This window comes from Polaromonas sp. P1_F6, assembly GCF_056405695.1.
Window position 1 is genome coordinate 131,411 of the sequence record NZ_JBFUBQ010000002.1, and the last position, 16,359, is coordinate 147,769.

The 16,359-nt window shown below is 63.0% G+C and carries 17 protein-coding genes; 5 read left to right on the forward strand and 12 right to left on the reverse strand.

All coding sequences use genetic code 11. The features are described from left to right. Position 1: 1 nt before the first annotated feature. Entirely contained in the window at positions 2–382 is a 381-nt protein-coding gene (locus AC1DY9_RS06580) for a response regulator (RefSeq protein WP_457279637.1), read from the reverse strand. Between the two features lie 344 nt (positions 383–726). Here AC1DY9_RS06580 and AC1DY9_RS06585 point away from each other — a divergent pair, with 344 nt between their 5' ends. After that, positions 727–2,739, forward strand: a complete 2,013-nt coding sequence (locus tag AC1DY9_RS06585) for an AsmA family protein (protein ID WP_477666083.1) — start codon at positions 727–729, stop codon at positions 2,737–2,739. A 31-nt stretch (positions 2,740–2,770) separates the two neighbouring features. Here AC1DY9_RS06585 and AC1DY9_RS06590 read toward each other — a convergent pair whose 3' ends face one another. The 3 genes from AC1DY9_RS06590 to gpmA form a co-directional block, all read right to left on the reverse strand. Beyond that, the gene (locus tag AC1DY9_RS06590) at positions 2,771–3,535 is read right to left on the reverse strand and encodes a HesA/MoeB/ThiF family protein (protein WP_477666084.1); all 765 of its coding nucleotides are present in this window, start codon (positions 3,533–3,535) and stop codon (positions 2,771–2,773) included. An 89-nt stretch (positions 3,536–3,624) separates the two neighbouring features. Then, positions 3,625–5,064: a S41 family peptidase gene (locus AC1DY9_RS06595; protein ID WP_477666085.1), complete on the reverse strand. Its 1,440-nt coding sequence runs from the start codon at positions 5,062–5,064 to the stop codon at positions 3,625–3,627. Positions 5,065–5,261: 197 nt separating this feature from the next. Next, positions 5,262–6,005 carry a 2,3-diphosphoglycerate-dependent phosphoglycerate mutase gene (gpmA, locus tag AC1DY9_RS06600; RefSeq protein ID WP_477666086.1) on the reverse strand — a complete coding sequence of 248 codons (744 nt, stop codon included), beginning with the start codon at positions 6,003–6,005 and terminating at the stop codon, positions 5,262–5,264. 392 nt (positions 6,006–6,397) lie between these two features. Between gpmA and AC1DY9_RS06605 the strand changes: the two genes are divergently transcribed. From AC1DY9_RS06605 to AC1DY9_RS06620, 4 genes are all read left to right on the forward strand, one after another. After that, positions 6,398–6,808, forward strand: coding sequence for a rhodanese-like domain-containing protein (locus AC1DY9_RS06605; RefSeq protein WP_477666087.1), 411 nt, complete (start codon positions 6,398–6,400; stop codon positions 6,806–6,808). A 145-nt stretch (positions 6,809–6,953) separates the two neighbouring features. Then, positions 6,954–7,217, forward strand: a complete 264-nt coding sequence (grxC, locus tag AC1DY9_RS06610; RefSeq protein WP_457279631.1) for a glutaredoxin 3 — start codon at positions 6,954–6,956, stop codon at positions 7,215–7,217. A 191-nt stretch (positions 7,218–7,408) separates the two neighbouring features. Beyond that, positions 7,409–7,873 carry a protein-export chaperone SecB gene (secB, locus tag AC1DY9_RS06615; RefSeq protein ID WP_477666088.1) on the forward strand — a complete coding sequence of 155 codons (465 nt, stop codon included), beginning with the start codon at positions 7,409–7,411 and terminating at the stop codon, positions 7,871–7,873. A gap of 46 nt (positions 7,874–7,919) precedes the next feature. Beyond that, on the forward strand, positions 7,920–8,936 hold the full coding sequence (locus AC1DY9_RS06620; RefSeq protein WP_477666089.1) for an NAD(P)H-dependent glycerol-3-phosphate dehydrogenase: 1,017 nt from the start codon (positions 7,920–7,922) through the stop codon (positions 8,934–8,936). Positions 8,937–9,052: 116 nt separating this feature from the next. On the opposite strand, the gene AC1DY9_RS06625 is transcribed toward AC1DY9_RS06620, so the two are convergent. The 8 genes from AC1DY9_RS06625 to AC1DY9_RS06660 all read right to left on the reverse strand — a co-directional run bounded on the left by AC1DY9_RS06625 (position 9,053) and on the right by AC1DY9_RS06660 (position 16,295). Beyond that, complete coding sequence (locus tag AC1DY9_RS06625; protein WP_477666090.1) at positions 9,053–9,382, reverse strand: cupin domain-containing protein; 330 nt, start codon at positions 9,380–9,382, stop codon at positions 9,053–9,055. Positions 9,383–9,476: 94 nt separating this feature from the next. Continuing rightward, entirely contained in the window at positions 9,477–9,941 is a 465-nt protein-coding gene (locus AC1DY9_RS06630) for an N-acetyltransferase family protein (RefSeq protein WP_477666091.1), read from the reverse strand. 176 nt (positions 9,942–10,117) lie between these two features. After that, positions 10,118–10,966 carry a pantoate--beta-alanine ligase gene (gene panC / locus AC1DY9_RS06635; protein ID WP_457279626.1) on the reverse strand — a complete coding sequence of 283 codons (849 nt, stop codon included), beginning with the start codon at positions 10,964–10,966 and terminating at the stop codon, positions 10,118–10,120. A 27-nt stretch (positions 10,967–10,993) separates the two neighbouring features. Next, positions 10,994–11,896 (reverse strand): 3-methyl-2-oxobutanoate hydroxymethyltransferase, encoded by a 903-nt coding sequence (panB, locus tag AC1DY9_RS06640; RefSeq protein ID WP_457279625.1) that lies wholly within the window; start codon positions 11,894–11,896, stop codon positions 10,994–10,996. An 88-nt stretch (positions 11,897–11,984) separates the two neighbouring features. Beyond that, complete coding sequence (gene bioB, locus AC1DY9_RS06645) at positions 11,985–13,007, reverse strand: biotin synthase BioB (protein ID WP_477666092.1); 1,023 nt, start codon at positions 13,005–13,007, stop codon at positions 11,985–11,987. Between the two features lie 63 nt (positions 13,008–13,070). Then, positions 13,071–14,279, reverse strand: a complete 1,209-nt coding sequence (gene bioF, locus AC1DY9_RS06650) for an 8-amino-7-oxononanoate synthase (RefSeq protein ID WP_477666093.1) — start codon at positions 14,277–14,279, stop codon at positions 13,071–13,073. After that, positions 14,276–14,968: a dethiobiotin synthase gene (bioD, locus tag AC1DY9_RS06655; protein WP_477666094.1), complete on the reverse strand. Its 693-nt coding sequence runs from the start codon at positions 14,966–14,968 to the stop codon at positions 14,276–14,278. Before bioD ends, bioF begins: the two co-directional genes overlap by 4 nt. Then, entirely contained in the window at positions 14,961–16,295 is a 1,335-nt protein-coding gene (locus tag AC1DY9_RS06660) for an adenosylmethionine--8-amino-7-oxononanoate transaminase (protein WP_457279621.1), read from the reverse strand. The genes bioD and AC1DY9_RS06660 overlap by 8 nt, the downstream gene beginning before the upstream one ends. Positions 16,296–16,359 lie beyond the last annotated feature (64 nt).

A 16,359-nucleotide genomic window follows, 5' to 3' on the forward strand; every position in this document is an offset into this window, starting at 1 on the left:
TTCAATCTGAAATGGTGCTCTGCTGGATGCAATAGTCCACCAGGGCATCGATTTCGTTGGACTTGTCAAAAACGGCATCAACACCGAGCTGGGCACATCTCTGGCGGATGTCTGCAGTGGCGTAATTGCTGAGGACCACGACTTTTTGCGTGGAGGGGCGATCGCGGCAGGCAGCCAGCACACCCAAACCGCTTCCCTGTTTCAGAAACAGGTCAACAATCGCCAAATCCCAATCGCCGCTGTTCTCGACCAGCCAGGCCTTGCCTTCGTTTTCAGTTTCGGCGGTGCCTACCGCGTCAATGCCTGCCAATTCCTCAAGCGTCCCGATCAGATTCTCTCGAATGGTGGGATTGTCTTCTACGATGTACGTTTTCAGTCTCACTGCTCGGGTCCAGGTGGGAAGGCTACGTGCTTCTCGGAAATATTACAAAAGGCTCAAGAACGCGGTGTCCTTGTTTCCTAATGTATCTTTTTATTGTGGCCCATTCTGCCAGTGACCAAGGGCAGTGCCTGTAGGAGGTTTCCTACGACTCGCTCGAAAAAACTGTAGGCACATGCCCACAGCGTCTTATGGCGCTTGCCGACTGCCCTGTGGGGTGAGCTGACGCACATTGGATTAACTGTAGTTCAACGCGCTTGTAAGGGTGATGGACATTGTGGGCAGCCGCGCATTGTTGGCCATTACAGACTGCCCTTGCAATGGTTTGAACGATTCCTCCCCAGCACATGAACAACGTCTTGTCCTCATCGCCTCTTCTGCGTAGAACACTCATCGGCATTGCCGTATTGGCGGCGGGTCTGGTGCTGGTTGCGGTGTTTTTCCCCTGGGACATGCTTCGTGGCCCGATCAATCGTCATGTATCCGAGCAACTCGGAAGGCGATTTGAAATTACCCGGCACCTGTCGGTGCAGCTCGGACGCACTGCTACGGTCAAGGCCGATGGGGTGGAAATCGCGAACCCCGAATGGGCCAGCAAACCCTATCTGGTGACGGCAACTGCCGCAGAATTTGATATCCGGTTGTTGCCGCTTCTCTTTGGCCGGGTAGAGTTGCCCCGGATTGTGCTGACCGAGCCGCAGATTGGGCTTCAAATAGAGCCCGATGGCCGCCGGACCTGGGCCTTGTCACGGGATACGTCGGACGAAGGATCCGTTCCACGGATCGACGCGCTGGTCATCGACCGCGGCACGGTTGACTACCAGGCTGCAGCGCAAGGCGCCAATATCCATGTTCAGTTCTCACTGGCACAAGAAGCAAATGAGCAGTTGCCCCTGAGCTACAAGGCCACCGGCAAATGGAAAAACGAGTCCTTCAATGCGACTGGCCGCACCAGCGGCGTACTCCAGCTGAGTAAAGACCTCGAAGCGCCGTTTCAGGTAGAAGTGAACGCCGTAGCCGGCAAGACCAGCCTCAAGGCCAAAGGCTCGGTCTCCAATCTCGCGGAGCTGGCCGGCATCGACGCGACCTTCGACCTGCAGGGACGCAACCTGGAAGAACTCTACAAGCTCGTGGGCGTTGTGCTGCCTTCAACACCGCCCTACAAAGTCCGGGGCAAGCTGGCCAGGCATGGCAAGGTGTGGGCGGCCACCCAGATGCAGGGCGTTCTTGGAGGTTCGGATATCAATGGGGCGCTCAGTTTTGACCAGTCCGCCGCCGTGCCGCTTCTGACCGGCAAGGTCCAGTCAAGGCTGCTTGATTTTGCCGACCTCGCGCCCGTGATCGGTCTGGCCCCATCAGGGAAGGCCACGCCTGCCAGTGCCGACACACCCGTCGCCAGGACTGACAGCGATTCGGTGGCGGCGCCAGGCAGAAAAACGGTGCCCGCTGCACGCAAGGTTCTGCCTGTCGCAGCGCTTGATGTGACGCGGCTGCAGGCGATGAACGCCGACGTGATTTATTCCGCGGCTGATATACGGCATGTGAAAGTGCTGCCGCTAGACAAGGGCAGCGTTCATGTCCAGCTGAAAGCCGGCGTTTTGCAACTCGAACCGATCTCGCTGGGCATTGCAGGCGGTACGGTGGCAGGGAGTATCCGCATCGACTCCAACCCTGTGCCCGCGGTTTTCACGACGCGGTTGGACCTGCGGGCCGTGCAGCTCAACCAGCTCTTTCCTGCCGTTGAAACGACCAGGAGCAGCCTGGGCAAGGTCAGCGGCCAGCTGGACCTGAAAGGGCGTGGAAATTCACTGGCGCAAATGCTGGGAACCGCATCCGGCGACGTCGCCGTGTTGATGGGCAAGGGCGAGATCAGCAATATCCTGCTCGAGTTCATGGGCCTGGACGGCGGAGAGGTGATCAAGTTCCTGGTTCGTGGTGACCGCAATGTGCAGTTGCGTTGCGCTGCTGCGGCTTTTGAAGTGAACAAAGGCCTGATGACCACCAAAACGATTGTGCTGGATACGGCAGATACGGTCATTAACGGTCGCGGCACGATCAACCTTGCCGATGAGACATTGGACCTTGTCCTGGATCCGGCGCCCAAAGACCGCAGCATACTGAGCTTGCGGTCCCCCCTGAAGATTGGCGGTACCTTCGCCTCCCCATCGGCTGGCCCTGACAAGGGAGCCCTCGCGGGACGTGCAGCCGTTGCTATCGGACTGGGTGTGATCAATCCCTTGCTGGCATTGGCCGCTACCATTGAAACCGGACCGGGCCAGGACGAAAACTGTGCAGCGATTCTTGCGAAGGCCGCAGCGTCTGCTGCCGGTTCGCGGATGCCGGCATCGGCCACCAGATAAGGTTTCCCCGCGGCCTTTCGGCCGGATTCTTTCAGCGAATTTTTTTGGCCCCGCCGCCGCAGACTGCGCATGCCGCATGGGGCGCCATTTTCATCTCGCTCCATTCCATGTGTTTGCCGTCCAGCATCAACAGCCGTCCGGTCAACGACCCGCTGATGCCGCAGATCAGCTTCAGGGCCTCGGCCGCCTGCGTGCTGCCTATGATGCCGACCATAGGCGCAAAAACGCCCATCGTCGCGCAGAGGGCTTCCTCCAGCTGGTCTGATTCGGGAAACACGCAGGCATAGCACGGCGAATCCTCGCGTCGCGAATCGTAGACGGCGATCTGGCCGTCAAAGCGGATGGCTGCACCCGATACCAATGGCTTGCGGTGTTTGACGCAAGCACGGTTGATGGCATGGCGCGTGGAGAAGTTGTCCGTGCAGTCCAGCACAACATCGGCGTCCCGGACCAGTTGATCGAGCAGCGCGCCCTCTGCGCGCCGGGTAACCGGGGTGACCACGACGTCAGGGTTGATGGCCGCGATGGACTGGGCAACGGATTCTGCCTTGAACGTCCCGATGCGAGACAGGTTGTGGGCGATTTGTCGTTGCAGGTTGGTGGCATCCACCCGGTCATGGTCAGCGATGGTGATGCGGCCGACACCGGCGCTGCCCAAATAAAGCGCGACGGGCGAACCCAGCCCCCCCGCACCGACGATCAGCACATGCGACTGGAGGATTTTTTCCTGGCCTTCGATACCGATCTCGTCGAGCAGGATATGCCGCGAGTAACGAAGCAACTGTTCGTCGTTCATGAGGGGAAACCGTTCAGGCTGCAGGACTGGCTGGCCCGGAAGGGGCAGGGCGGGATCCGGCGCAAGCCGGCTCCGCTCCCCGTCTCGGCCTAGTTGTCTTTTTTCTCGTTTTTCGGTTCGACCACGGCGGTCTTGCTGACCAGCACGGGACGTCCCTTGAGCTTGTTGATCGCCTGAGCCAGCTGGAAGTCCTTGTCGCTGCCCAGTTCAGGCGGGCGACGCTGCTCAGGTGTCTTCTTGGCTTCTTCTTCAAGGCGCTTCAGGGCCTCTTCGCGAGCCTTCTCGCGGCCGGCGTCTTTCACTTCGGCGCCCTGGCCGCTGTTGAGGTGTTTCTCAAGGTCGGCTTCGCGGGTGCGCAATGCGGCAAAAGGACTGCCTTCAGCGGTTTCGTCGACCATGACATCGGGCACGATGCCGCGCGCCTGGATGGATTTCCCGCTGGGCGTGAAGTAACGCGCAGTGGTGAGCTTCAGGCCCGTATCCGGCCCCAGGGGGCGGACGGTTTGCACCGATCCCTTGCCGAAAGTCTGGTTGCCCATGATGGTGGCACGCTTGTGGTCCTGCAAAGCACCCGCGACGATTTCGCTGGCAGAGGCCGAGCCTTCGTTGACCAGCACCACCAGTGGCACGTTCTTGAGGGCCGTCGGCAGGCGCTTGAGCGGGTCGGCGCCGTTGCGTCGCTGGTAAAACTCCGGCGCAGCCTTGTAGGTGAATTTGCTTTCAGCCAGCTGGCCGTTGGTGGATACCACGGTGACGTTTTCAGGCAGGAAAGCCGACGAGACAGCGACTGCCGCATCCAGCAGGCCGCCCGGGTCATTGCGCAGGTCCAGCACAAGGCCCTTGAGGTTGGGCTCCTGCTTGTAAATCTGCTCAAGCTTGGTCACGAAGTCGTCGACCGTGCGTTCCTGGAACTGGCTCAGGCGAATCCAGGCATAGCCGGGCTCCACCACTTTGCTGCGAACCGACTGGGTGCGGATTTCTTCGCGCGTGATGGTGACCGGGAAGGTGCGGTTTTCGTCCTTGCGGAAGATCGTCAGCAGCACCTTGGTCTTGGGTTCGCCGCGCATTTTCTTGACCGCGTCGTTGAGGCTCAGGCCCTTGACCGCCGTGTCATCGATACGTGTGATCAGGTCGTTCGGTTTGAGGCCGGCACGGTCCGCAGGGGAGCCCTCGATGGGAGACACCACCTTGACAAGGCCGTCTTCCTGGCTGATTTCGATGCCGACACCGACAAAACGGCCTGTGGTGCCTTCCCGGAATTCCTTGAACGACTTCTTGTCGAAGTAAACCGAGTGAGGATCAAGACTGGCCACCATGCCGGAAATGGCGTCGGTGATGAGTTTTTTCTCGTCCACCGGTTCGACATAGTCCGTCTTGACCATGCCAAAGACGGCTGCAAGCTGCTGCAGTTCTTCCAGGGGAAGAGGTGCCAGACCGGCACGGGCCACGGCTTGCAGCTGCACGGTGGTGAGGGCTCCGGCCACGGCACCAATTGAAATCCAGCCTGCTATCTTGAGCTTCTGACCCATAGAAAATACCTTCGTAAACCTGTTGAAGAGCCCCTGCTCCCCCTATGTGAAGCAATATACACCTTGGAGAAAGGCCGGTCGCCACAGTTCCGTCATTCACGCGGCCTGGCGCCGCAAAAGAGCCAAAACAGCCAGCTTTTACAGGACTTTTACAAGAACGGCTCCCTCGGGACTGCCCGGAGCCATTGAATTGCCCCTCAAGCCTTGCCTTGCGCACCCACGGCCGCTGCCGCCTTGGCCGCGGCCTCACTGTCACCGAGGTAGTAATGGCGCAAGGGCCGCAGCTCGGCATCCAGCTCATAGACCAGCGGGATGCCGTTGGGAATGTTGAGTCCCACGATGTCGCTGTCGGAGATGTTGTCCAGATACTTCACCAGGGCGCGGATGGAATTGCCATGGGCGGCCACCACAATGCGCTTGCCTGCCTTGATGGCCGGCGCCATGGACTCATTCCAGAATGGCAGGACGCGGTTCACCGTGTCTTTGAGGCATTCAGTCAGCGGCACCTGGCCGGGCTGCAGCCTGGCGTAGCGCGGGTCGTTGCGTTCGCAGCGCTCGTCGGCGGCATCAAGCGCCGGGGGCGGCGTGTCATAGCTGCGGCGCCAGATCAACACCTGCTCGTCGCCGAACTTTTTCGCTGTTTCGGCCTTGTTCAACCCCTGCAGGGCACCGTAATGCCGTTCGTTGAGACGCCAGCTGTGCACCACGGGCAACCATGTGCGGTCCATTTCGTCCAGCGTGTGCCAGAGCGTGCGGGTCGCGCGCTTGAGCACGCTGGTATAGGCCACGTCAAAGTCATAACCTTCGGTTTTGAGCAGTTTGCCGGCGTTTTTGGCCTGTTCGATGCCGGTTTCTGTGAGGTCAACGTCGGCCCAGCCGGTGAAGCGGTTTTCAAGGTTCCAGGTCGATTCGCCGTGGCGGATAAGCACGAGTTTGTACATGATGGGAAGGATGGGGAGTGGGAAAAAGGGGAATAAGGAGGACGGCCGGCAGGGCGTTTTCTCCCTCTATTTTAAGAGCCTGTCTACGATCTAAAAGGGCCGCGCAAGCATCTTCTCGGGATGGGATGCAAGGCGCGGTGTGCTGCCCATAGCTTAGCTATGGGTTAGCGCCGCAACGCCGCAGACCGCCCGAGAAGGTGCTTGCCCTCCGGGTTGGGGTGAAATCGGGCGATTGAGCCCCCCAGCCCCTTGCATGGGCATTAGCCCATGCGGCGTGCCCGGTCGGCTCACTCATCCCGATTGCACCCCAACGCGACCCGTTTAGATCGTAGACAGGCTCTAAAATCATGGGTTCGCTGAAAAAGCGCTCCAAGACACACAAAGGGTACAACGTGAAATTTTTGATCGATAACTGGATGCTGATTTCGATAGCGGTCGCCTCGGGCGGCATGCTGGTTTGGCCCATGATTGCCAGCGGCATGAACGCCGGCGCGCTCACGGCCAGTGGCGCCGTACAGCTGATCAACCGCGAAAAAGCGGTGGTGGTAGACGTCAGCGAGGCCGATGAATTCGCTGCCGGCCACGTCACGGGCGCCAAAAACGTGCCTTTCAGCGAGCTGGAAGGAAAACTTCCCGCCACCGTCAAAAACAAGGCTTTGCCGCTGATTCTGGTGTGCGCCAGTGGTGCACGCGCCGGCCGCGCCGTCGCGGTCGCCAAAAAGCTCGGCTACGAGCAGGCCCAATCATTGGGCGGTGGGCTGAAAGCGTGGAAAGAAGCTAACCTGCCACTTGAGAAGGCCTGATCAGTTCGGCTCTGACCCGTTTCCTGATCCGGTTTTTGGCAGGCACGAAAGCTGCAATGCCATGGTTACCGGGCGTTGGCCCGGCTTTCACCCTGGCTATCCATTTTTCCTGCGCTGCGCGTAGACCAGCTCCTCCGGAGGAACCATGCAAACCGTCAAAATTTACACCACGGGTACCTGCCCTTATTGCATCCAGGCCAAGCAGATATTGAAGCAGCGCGGCGTCACCGAGCTTGACGAAATTCGTGTGGACATGGTGCCCGGTGAACGCCAGAAAATGATGGACATCACCGGCCGGCGCACCGTGCCGCAGATTTTTATCGGCGACACCCATGTTGGTGGCTGCGACGACCTGATGGCCCTCGACAGCCGCGGCGGCCTGATGCCTCTATTGAATCCCGCCGCCTGATCTCTCTTCGCCAGCATGAGCCCCGGAACCGGCTTTGCCGGGCCGGAGGGCGGGCGGCCCCCTCGGGGGGCAGGGAGCTACACGAAGTGAGCGACCGTGGGGCCACATCCACGGGTCCATATAATCATTCGCTGGTCGCCGGCTTGCCGCGCATCTGAACCCCAACTTTCCCCCGTACCCGAAAGAGCACCATGGCTGAAGCCAATCTTGACCCTGTATTCCAGATCCAGCGCGTTTACCTCAAGGACGTGTCGCTGGAGCAGCCCAATTCGCCCGAAATCCTGCTGAGCCCGGAGCAGCCTGCGGTTGACATCCAGCTGGGCGTGGGCGCCACCCCTGTGGCAGACGGCCTTTTTGAGGTTTCCGTGACGGCCACCGTGCAGACGAAAATCGGCGACAAAACCGTGTTTCTGGTGGAAGCCAAGCAGGCCGGCATCTTTGAAATCCGCAATGTGCCTGATGACCAGATGGGTGCCATCCTGGGCATTGCCTGCCCGCAAATTGTCTATCCTTACTTGCGCGGCAATGTCGCTGACGTGATCCAGCGCGGTGGCTTCCCGCCTGTGCACATGGCTGAAATCAACTTCCAGGCCATGTACGAACAGCAGCAGGCCCAGGCCGCTGCCGAATCGGCCGCTCCGCAGATCATCGTTTGACGGCTTGCCGGGGTTTCCCGGTGGCTGCCTTCCTGCCCATCTACGCATGAAAATCCTGGTCATCGGTGCCGGCGCCTGGGGCACGGCTGTAGCCGTGAGCAGCGCCGCCCGGCACGATGTCACCCTGTGGGCGCGCGATGCTGCGCAGGCCAAAGACTTGCAGGCCTGCCGCACCAATGCCCGCTACCTGCCTGGCGTTCCCCTGCCTGCCAGCCTGCGGCTGCAAGGCGGCGATGTACCCCTGGCAGAGGCGATTCAAGGGCAGGACCTCATCATCCTGGCAACACCCGTCTCAGCGGCGCGCAGCATGCTGCAGTCCCTGCAGCACGCCAGCGTTCCAGTGGCCTGGCTGAGCAAAGGTTTTGAGGCACCGCTCGACTCTGCCCCGTTTTCCGCATCGTTTGGCCTGATGGTCCATGAAATACGGGTGCAGGCCGCTATCAATTTAAGAGCGGGCGTGCTCAGCGGGCCCAGCTTCGCCCTCGAAGTCGCCCGCGGCCAGCCGACCGCGCTGGTGGCCGCCAGTGAGCATGCCGAAGTACGTGAAGCGCTGGTGGCCGCCTTTCACAGCGCCACCCTGCGCGTTTACGCCAATGACGATGTTGTGGGGGTAGAGGTGGGCGGCGCCGTCAAGAACGTGCTGGCCATCGCTACGGGGCTTTGTGACGGGTTGCAGCTGGGGCTGAACGCCCGCGCTGCGCTGATCACCCGCGGCCTGGCCGAAATGACCCGGCTGGGCGTGGCGCTGGGCGCGCGGGCAGAAACCTTCACAGGCCTTTCGGGCCTGGGCGATCTGGTATTGACTGCCACCGGCGACTTGAGCCGCAACCGCAAGGTGGGCCTGTTGCTGGCCGAGGGCAAGACGCTGGCGCAAGCGGTGGACTCGCTCGGGCACGTGGCCGAGGGCGTGTATTGCGCCCGCACCGTGGTGCAGCGAGCGGCCGGTTTGGGCATCGAGATGCCGATTGCACAAAGCGTGGTGGCCTTGCTGGACGGCAAGCTCAGGCCGGCTGAGGCTGTGGCGGCGCTGATGGGGCGCGATCCGACTGCCGAACTGGCCTGACCACGCGATCGATTTTTCCGGTTCCCGTTTTTGCTATCGAATTAATAGCTGCTTGCGCTGGTCCCTATTGGTCTAAATCCCTAAAGCATCATTAATCCGCGAAGCAGGGGCCGACCCTACTTTCGCAAATGCAGCGTCACCAGCAGCGATGCATCCTGCACGGCAGTCAGGCCGTGTTCCACGCCGCCCGCAAGCCACAGCAGCTGGCCTGCCTTCATGCGCTGGGTTTGCCCCTCTGCCGTGAAGGCCACTTCACCTTCCAGGCATTGCACGGTGATTTCGCCCTTGACCCGGTGCGAGGGCACCAGCTTGCCGGCCGGCAGGATGAGGCGCATGACTTCCAGCTCATCGCTTTTGAACAGCGCGACGGTTCGGGCCTCCAGGAGCTTGCCCGCAAGCGGCTGGACGTCGATGAGTTGCCCGGAGGCGGCGTGGGGAATGGCCATGGTGAAACTCCTGCAAAGGTGGCGGCATATGCCTGAACCCACTGAAAGCGTTATACCCCAAGGCCCGCCCGGGCTGAAGCTGTGCTCGCGGCGGCTAAACCACCTTGTTGTACGCCAGGAAGATGTCGTCGCGAACCCAACCCAGGGACTCATACAGCGCCTGCGCGGTGTGGTTGGTCCTGGCGGTGGTGAGGTCCAGCCGCGCAAAGCCGTGCTGTTTTGCGTGCACGTGGGCGGCCTGCATCAGCGCGCGGCCGGCGCCGCTCTTGCGTGATGCGGGCGCTACATACAGGTCATACAGCGTGTAGATGGGCTGGGCGATCACCGAGCAGAAACCGGGATACAGCTGGCAGAAGCCAGCGAGCGCGCCGGTGCCGGGCGCACCTTCCGGCTCGGCCACCAGGATGACCGATTCGCGGTTTCGCATCCGGTTGCCGATGAAGTCCAGCGCCAGCGCGGCATCGGCGGGCTGTTCGTAAAACTGGCGGTAGGCGTCAAACAGCGCGGCCACGGCAGGCTGGTCGTCCAAAGTGGCAAGGCGTACGGAAGGGGTGTTCATGTTGAGCTGTTAAAAAAGACAAAAAATCCGCCATCAGGTGGCGAACCGGTTTGTTAGAGAAAAATGGCTGCAGCCCAGGCAGGACGAGCGCAAGCAGCTATCAAAAATGGAGCAACGTGGCGGCCCGCCGGGTTGCCTCCGGCGGTGGCCGGGGTTGGCCGGGGTTTGGCCCGTGCCTAGATTTCCAGGTTGTCAATCAACCGGGTGCTGCCCAGCTTGGCCGCACCCAGCACCACCAGCGGTACATCGGCCAACGGGCCCTGGGGCGCCAGCAGGTCGGCGCGGCGGCGCACGGTCAGGTAGTCGGGCTTCCAGCCGCGCCGGGCCAGCGCCTGCATGGCCTGCGCTTCCAGGGCTGGCAGGTCGGGCGTGCCGCTGGCGCGGGCGGCCTCGCCCAATGCGCGTATCGCTTTGGACAGCTCCACCGCTTCGGCGCGCTGGGTGGCGTTCAGGTAGCCGTTGCGTGACGACAGCGCCAGGCCGTCTTCGGCGCGCTGTGTTTCACCGGCCAGGATCTCGATCGGCAACGCGAACTGCTGCACCATGCGGCGCACCACCATCACCTGCTGGTAATCCTTCTTGCCGAAAGCCGCCACGCCCGTGGGCATGCCGGCAAACACGCAGGAAAACAGCTTGAGCACCACGGTGCTCACACCGATGAAAAAACCGGGCCTGAAGTGGCCTTCGAGGATGTCGCTCAAGTCGGTGGCCGGATGCACCTTGTAGCTTTGCGGCTCGGGGTAAAGGTGTTTTTCCAGCGGGGCAAACAGCACGTTGCAGCCGGCCTCTTTCAGGCGCTCGGCATCGGCGTCCAGCGTGCGCGGGTAGCTGTCGAAGTCTTCATGCGGCGCAAACTGCAGGCGGTTCACGAAGATGCTGGAGACGCTCACGTCGCCCAGCGGCTTGGCCTGCCTGACGAGCGCGATGTGGCCGTCGTGCAGGTTGCCCATGGTGGGCACGAAGGAAGGGCGTTTAAACGGGCTGAGGGCCTCGCGCAGCTCCGGGATGGTGTGGACGATCTGCATCTTGTCTCCTGAAAGGGGCGCGTGGGGCTACCAGGCGTGGGTGGCGTTCACCGGAAAGCTGCCGTCTTTCACGGCGCGCACATAGGCTTCCATGGCGCCGCGCACACTGGCGGTCTTGTTGTCCGGGCCTTCCATGAAGTTGCGCACAAACTTCGGCATCTTGCCCAGGTTCATGCCCAGCATGTCGTGCAGCACCAGCACCTGGCCGGCAGTGCCGTTGCCCGCACCAATGCCGATGGTGGCGCAATGGGTGAGTTCTTGTGTGAGCGTGGCCGACAGGGCCGCAGGCACCATCTCCAGCACCATCATGGCGGCGCCTGCGTCCTGCAGCTCGCGCGCGTGGCGCGTCATCGTGGCAGCGGCTTCGTCGCCCTTGCCCTGCACGCGGTAGCCGCCCAGCGCGTGCACGGTTTGCGGTGTCAGCCCCAAGTGGGCGCAGACCGGGATGCCGCGCTCGACCAGGAAGCGCGTCGTCTCGGCCGTCCAGCCGCCGCCTTCAAGTTTGACCATGTGGGCACCGGCCTGCATCAGCACCGCGGCACTGCGCAGCGCCTGCTCTTTGGACTCGTGGTAACTGCCAAACGGCAAATCGCCGATCAGCCAGGCCGTGGCCTGCGAACGGCGCAGGCCGTTGGCCACGCATTCGGTGTGGTGGCGCATGGTCTCCAGCGTCACGCCGACGGTGCTGGTCAGGCCCTGGCAGACCATGCCCAGCGAGTCGCCCACCAGGATGCATTCCACGCCGGCAGCGTCGGCCACGGCGGCAAAGGTGGCGTCGTAGGCGGTCAGCATGGTGATCTTTTCGCCATGCGCCTGCATTTCACGCAGACGCGGCAGGCTGACCGGCTTGCGCGCAGGCGGCGTGGCAGGCGTAGACGAAGGCGGCAGCGTGCCGTAGGGCGTGACGGAAGTATTGGGAGGTGTCGTCATGGGGCAGGTCCGGAATTTAGCGAGAGTCTAACCAGCTTCAGCGTGCTTTTTTGTGTTCGATTTAGAGAGTCCAGACAAGCCGTGCGTCTTAGCGCGCTTCAGGCGCGGACCGGCTCATGCCCAGGCGCTCGAGCAGCTTCACATCGGCCTCGGTGTCGGGGTTGCCGGTGGTCAGCAGCTTGTCGCCGTAAAAAATCGAATTGGCACCGGCCAGGAAACACAGCGCCTGCACGCCGTCGCCCATTTGCTGGCGGCCCGCCGACAGGCGCACGCGTGCCGTCGGCATGGTGATGCGGGCCACGGCAATCGTGCGCACGAATTCAAAGGGGTCCAGATCGGCCTGGTTGGCCAGCGGCGTGCCTTCAATTTTCACCAGGTTGTTGATGGGCACTGACTCGGGGTAGGGCGTGAGGTTGGCGAGCTCGGCCACGAGGCCGGCGCGCTGGCGGCGCGTCTCACCCATGCCGACGATGCCGCCGCAGCAGACCTTGACGCCGGCGCTGCGCACGCGCGCCAGTGTGTCCAGGCGGTCCTGGTAGTCGCGCGTGGTGATGATGTCGCCGTAAAAATCAGGCGCGCTGTCGAGGTTGTGGTTGTAGTAGTCCAGGCCCGCGCTTTGCAATGTTTGCGCGTGGCCGTCTTCCAGCATGCCCAGCGTGGCGCAGGTCTCCAGGCCTAGCGCCTTCACCGTGCGCACCAGCTCGGCGACTTTTTCAATGTCGCGGTCTTTGGGCGAGCGCCACGCGGCGCCCATGCAAAAACGTGTGGCGCCCGCGGCCTGCGCACGCTGGGCGGCGGCCAGCACTTCGGCCGGCTCCATCAGCTTGCTGGCCTCCACGCCGGTGTCGTAGCGCGCGGCCTGCGGGCAGTAGCCGCAGTCTTCGGCGCAGCCACCGGTCTTGACGGACAGCAGCGTGGCGAACTCGATGTGCGTGGGGTCGAAGTTTTCGCGGTGCACCGTTTGGGCGCGGTGCATCAGTTCCGGAAAAGGCAGATTGAACAGCGCTTCGATGGCGTCTACGCTCCAGCGTTCGGTGCCGGCCTTTTCAGCTGGCGATGGCTGAGGGCGCGGGCGGTGGAGCGTGATGGTTTGTTCTGCAACGTGGGACATGGTTCTCTTTCCTTTCGGGGAATGGTTTTTGAGTCTATCTGATGCGTTTTTCTGAAGCCTGCTTCAGCCTGACAGCGGATGCTTTGCCAGGGCCGTCAGGGCTTCGACCAGCAGGTCGATATCGGCTTCGGTGTGCGCGGCCGACAGCGCAATGCGAAGGCGCGCCGTGCCTTCGGGCACAGTGGGCGGGCGAATCGCCGGCACCCAGATGCCGCGTGTGCGCAGGCCTTCCATCACGGCCAGGGCTTCGTCGTTGCGTCCGATCAGCAGCGGCTGGATGGCTGTCTGCGAGGGTGGCAGTTGCCAGTGGCTGCCTTTCAGGCCCGCCAGCAAGCCGCTGCGCAACCGCGCAATGAGTTGCTGCAAATGCGTGCGGCGCCAGTCATCCTGTTCAATCAGTGCAAGGCTGGCGCGCAGCGCGCTGGCCAGCAGCGCCGGTGCGGCCGTGGCAAAAATATAACTGCGGGTTTTTTGCAGCAGCCATTCAACCAGGGCCTCGTCGCCCGCTACAAACGCACCGGCCACGCCTGCCGCCTTGCCCAGCGTGGCCATGTAGAGCACGCGGCGTGAGGCCTTGGCGCCATACAACCCCGCGGCGGCCAGGCTGCCGCGCCCTTGCGGGCCCAGCACGCCGAAGCCATGTGCATCGTCCAGCAGCAGCAGGGCGTCATGGCGCTCGCACAGCGCCAGCAGGGCGGGAATGTCGGCGCTGTCGCCGTCCATGCTGAACACCGCGTCGCTGATCACCAGCTTGCGCGGCGCGTCGCTTTGCGCGAGCTCCCGCGCCAGCGCGTCCAGGTCGGTGTGTGCGTAGCGGTGGATTTTTGCGCGCGACAGCCTTGCGCCGTCAATCAGGCAGGCGTGATTCAGTGCATCCGAAAAGATCGCGTCGCCGGCACCCACCAGCGCCGGCACGATGCCGATGTTGGTGGCGTAGCCCGCGTAAAAATACAACGCGCGCGGCAGGCCGACGAAGGCCGCGAGTTCGCGTTCCAGCGCCCCGTTGGCGGCGCTGTGGCCACTGACCAGTGGCGATGCACCCGACCCGACACCGTAGGCTTGTGCGCCGGTGCAGGCTGCCTGCACCAGGGCCGGGTGCGTGGCCAGGCCGAGGTAGTCATTGCTGCAAAAGGCCAGCATGCTGTGCCCGTCAACCGAGAGACGTGCGCCGCTTTCAGGCATGACCACGCGGCGCTGGCGGCGCAGGTGCGTGCGGTCCAGTTCGGAAACGCGTGCCGGAAATTCGTCGAGCCAGGAGGAGGTGATGTTCATTGCCATTCAGTGGGGAGGTTGATGGTGACCTTGCGTGCGTCAATGTTGGGTTGCCAGGGAACAGTGGCCAGCAATGGCGCCTGCAACTGCTTTTGTAGAAAGGCGATGTTGTCCCCCTGCGCCAGCATGTTTGGGTCAATGTGGTTGGCCACCCAGCCGGCCAGCGTGAGACCGCGCGCGCGGATGGCTTCGGCGGTGAGCAGGGCGTGGTTCAGGCAGCCCAGCCGCAGGCCCACCACCAGCACTACGGGCAGGCCCAGCGCCTGGGCCAGATCGGCGCCGGTCTCCGTGGGCGAGAGCGGCACATGAAAGCCGCCCGCGCCTTCCACCACCACGGCATCGGCCTGCAGCGCGAGCTGGCGGTGGCAGGCTACCAGGTGGGCAATGTCAATGCGCGCACCGGCGCGGGCGGCTGCGATGTGTGGTGACACCGGGTCGGGCAGCAGCACCGGGTTGTCGAGTTCGGGTGGTACGCGGCAACTGGAAGCTGCGCGCAGGGCGAGCACGTCTTCGTTGGCATCGACACCGTCAATCGGCACCGTGCCTGCCGCCACCGGCTTCATGCCCACCACACGCAGGTGCCGGCGGGCCAGCGCATGCAATAGTGCAGCGCTGACCAGCGTCTTGCCCACGCCGGTGTCGGTGCCGGTGACAAACAGCGAAACCGTCTTGTGCGCCGCTTCAGCCATGTGCAGTAATTTCTTCGGCCAGGGTGGCGTCAAGCGCGGCCAGCGCGCCGCGCGCCAGGTGGCCAATCGCCTCTTCATCCATCACATAGGGAGGCATGGCGTAGACCGTGTGGCCGATTGGGCGCAGCAGCACGCCGTGGGCCATGGCGTGCTGCGTGTAGCGGCGTGCGAAGTGGGGCGCCGTCGTGGGCTCGATGTCCCAAGCCCAGATCATGCCCAGCCTGCGTGCGTTCCGTACAGCAGAGTGCTGAGTCAGCGGCGCGAAGGCCCGGTCCAGGGTGTTGGCCAGGACTGCGTTGTCTGCCAGCACATCGGTTTGCTCGAACAGCTCCAGCGTGGCCAGCGCGGCGCGGCAGGCCAGCGGATTGCCGGTGTAGGAATGCGAATGCAAAAAGCCGCGCGCCACGTCGTCGTCATAAAACGCCTCGTATACCGCGTCGGTCGTCAGCACCGCCGACAGCGGCAGCGTGCCGCCCGTGAGTCCTTTCGAGAGACAGATGAAGTCAGGCCGTATGCCTGCCTGCTGGTGCGCGAACATGGTGCCGGTGCGGCCAAATCCGGTGGCGATTTCATCGGCAATCAAATGCACCTCATAGCGGTCGCACAGTGCGCGCGCTTCGCGCAGGTAGGCGGCATCGTGCATGGCCATGCCGGCCGCGCACTGCACCATGGGCTCCAGGATGAGCGCGGCGGTTTGCGCATGATGCTGCTCCAGCCAGCTTTGCAGGTCTGCGGCTGCGTGACGTGCTACGTCTGCAGCGCTTTCACTGGGCTGCGCGCCGCGTGCGTCGGGGCTGGGCACGGTGGCTGCCAGCCGCACCAGCGGCGCATAGGCTTCACGAAAAATGGCAATGTCCGTCACGGCCAGTGCGCCCACGGTCTCGCCGTGGTAACCGCCTGCGAGCCCGATGAAGCGGCACTTTTCAGGCTTTCCGGTGTTGCGCCAGTAATGCGCGCTCATCTTCAGCGCGATCTCTGTGGCGCTGGCGCCGTCGCTGCCGTAAAAAGCATGGCCCAGCCCGGTCAATGCGCCCAGCCGCTCAGACAGCTCCACCACCGGCTGGTGCGTGAAACCGGCCAGCATGACGTGGTCAAGCCGATCCAGCTGGTCGCGCAGCGCCGCCTTGATGTGCGGATGGCCGTGGCCGAACAGGTTGACCCACCACGAGCTGATGCCGTCCAGGTAACGCCGGCCTTCAAAGTCGTACAGCCAGACCCCTTCGGCCCTGGCGATGGGTACCGGGGGGTGCGCCTCGTGCAGCTTCATCTGCGTGCAGGGGTGCCACACATGGCGCAGGCTGCGCTGGATCATTGAGAGGTTGTCCATGGAGGCCCGTGGTGAGGAGTGGAGGGCGAAAGCTCAGGCGTGCGCTGCAAGCCGGAGCTAAAGC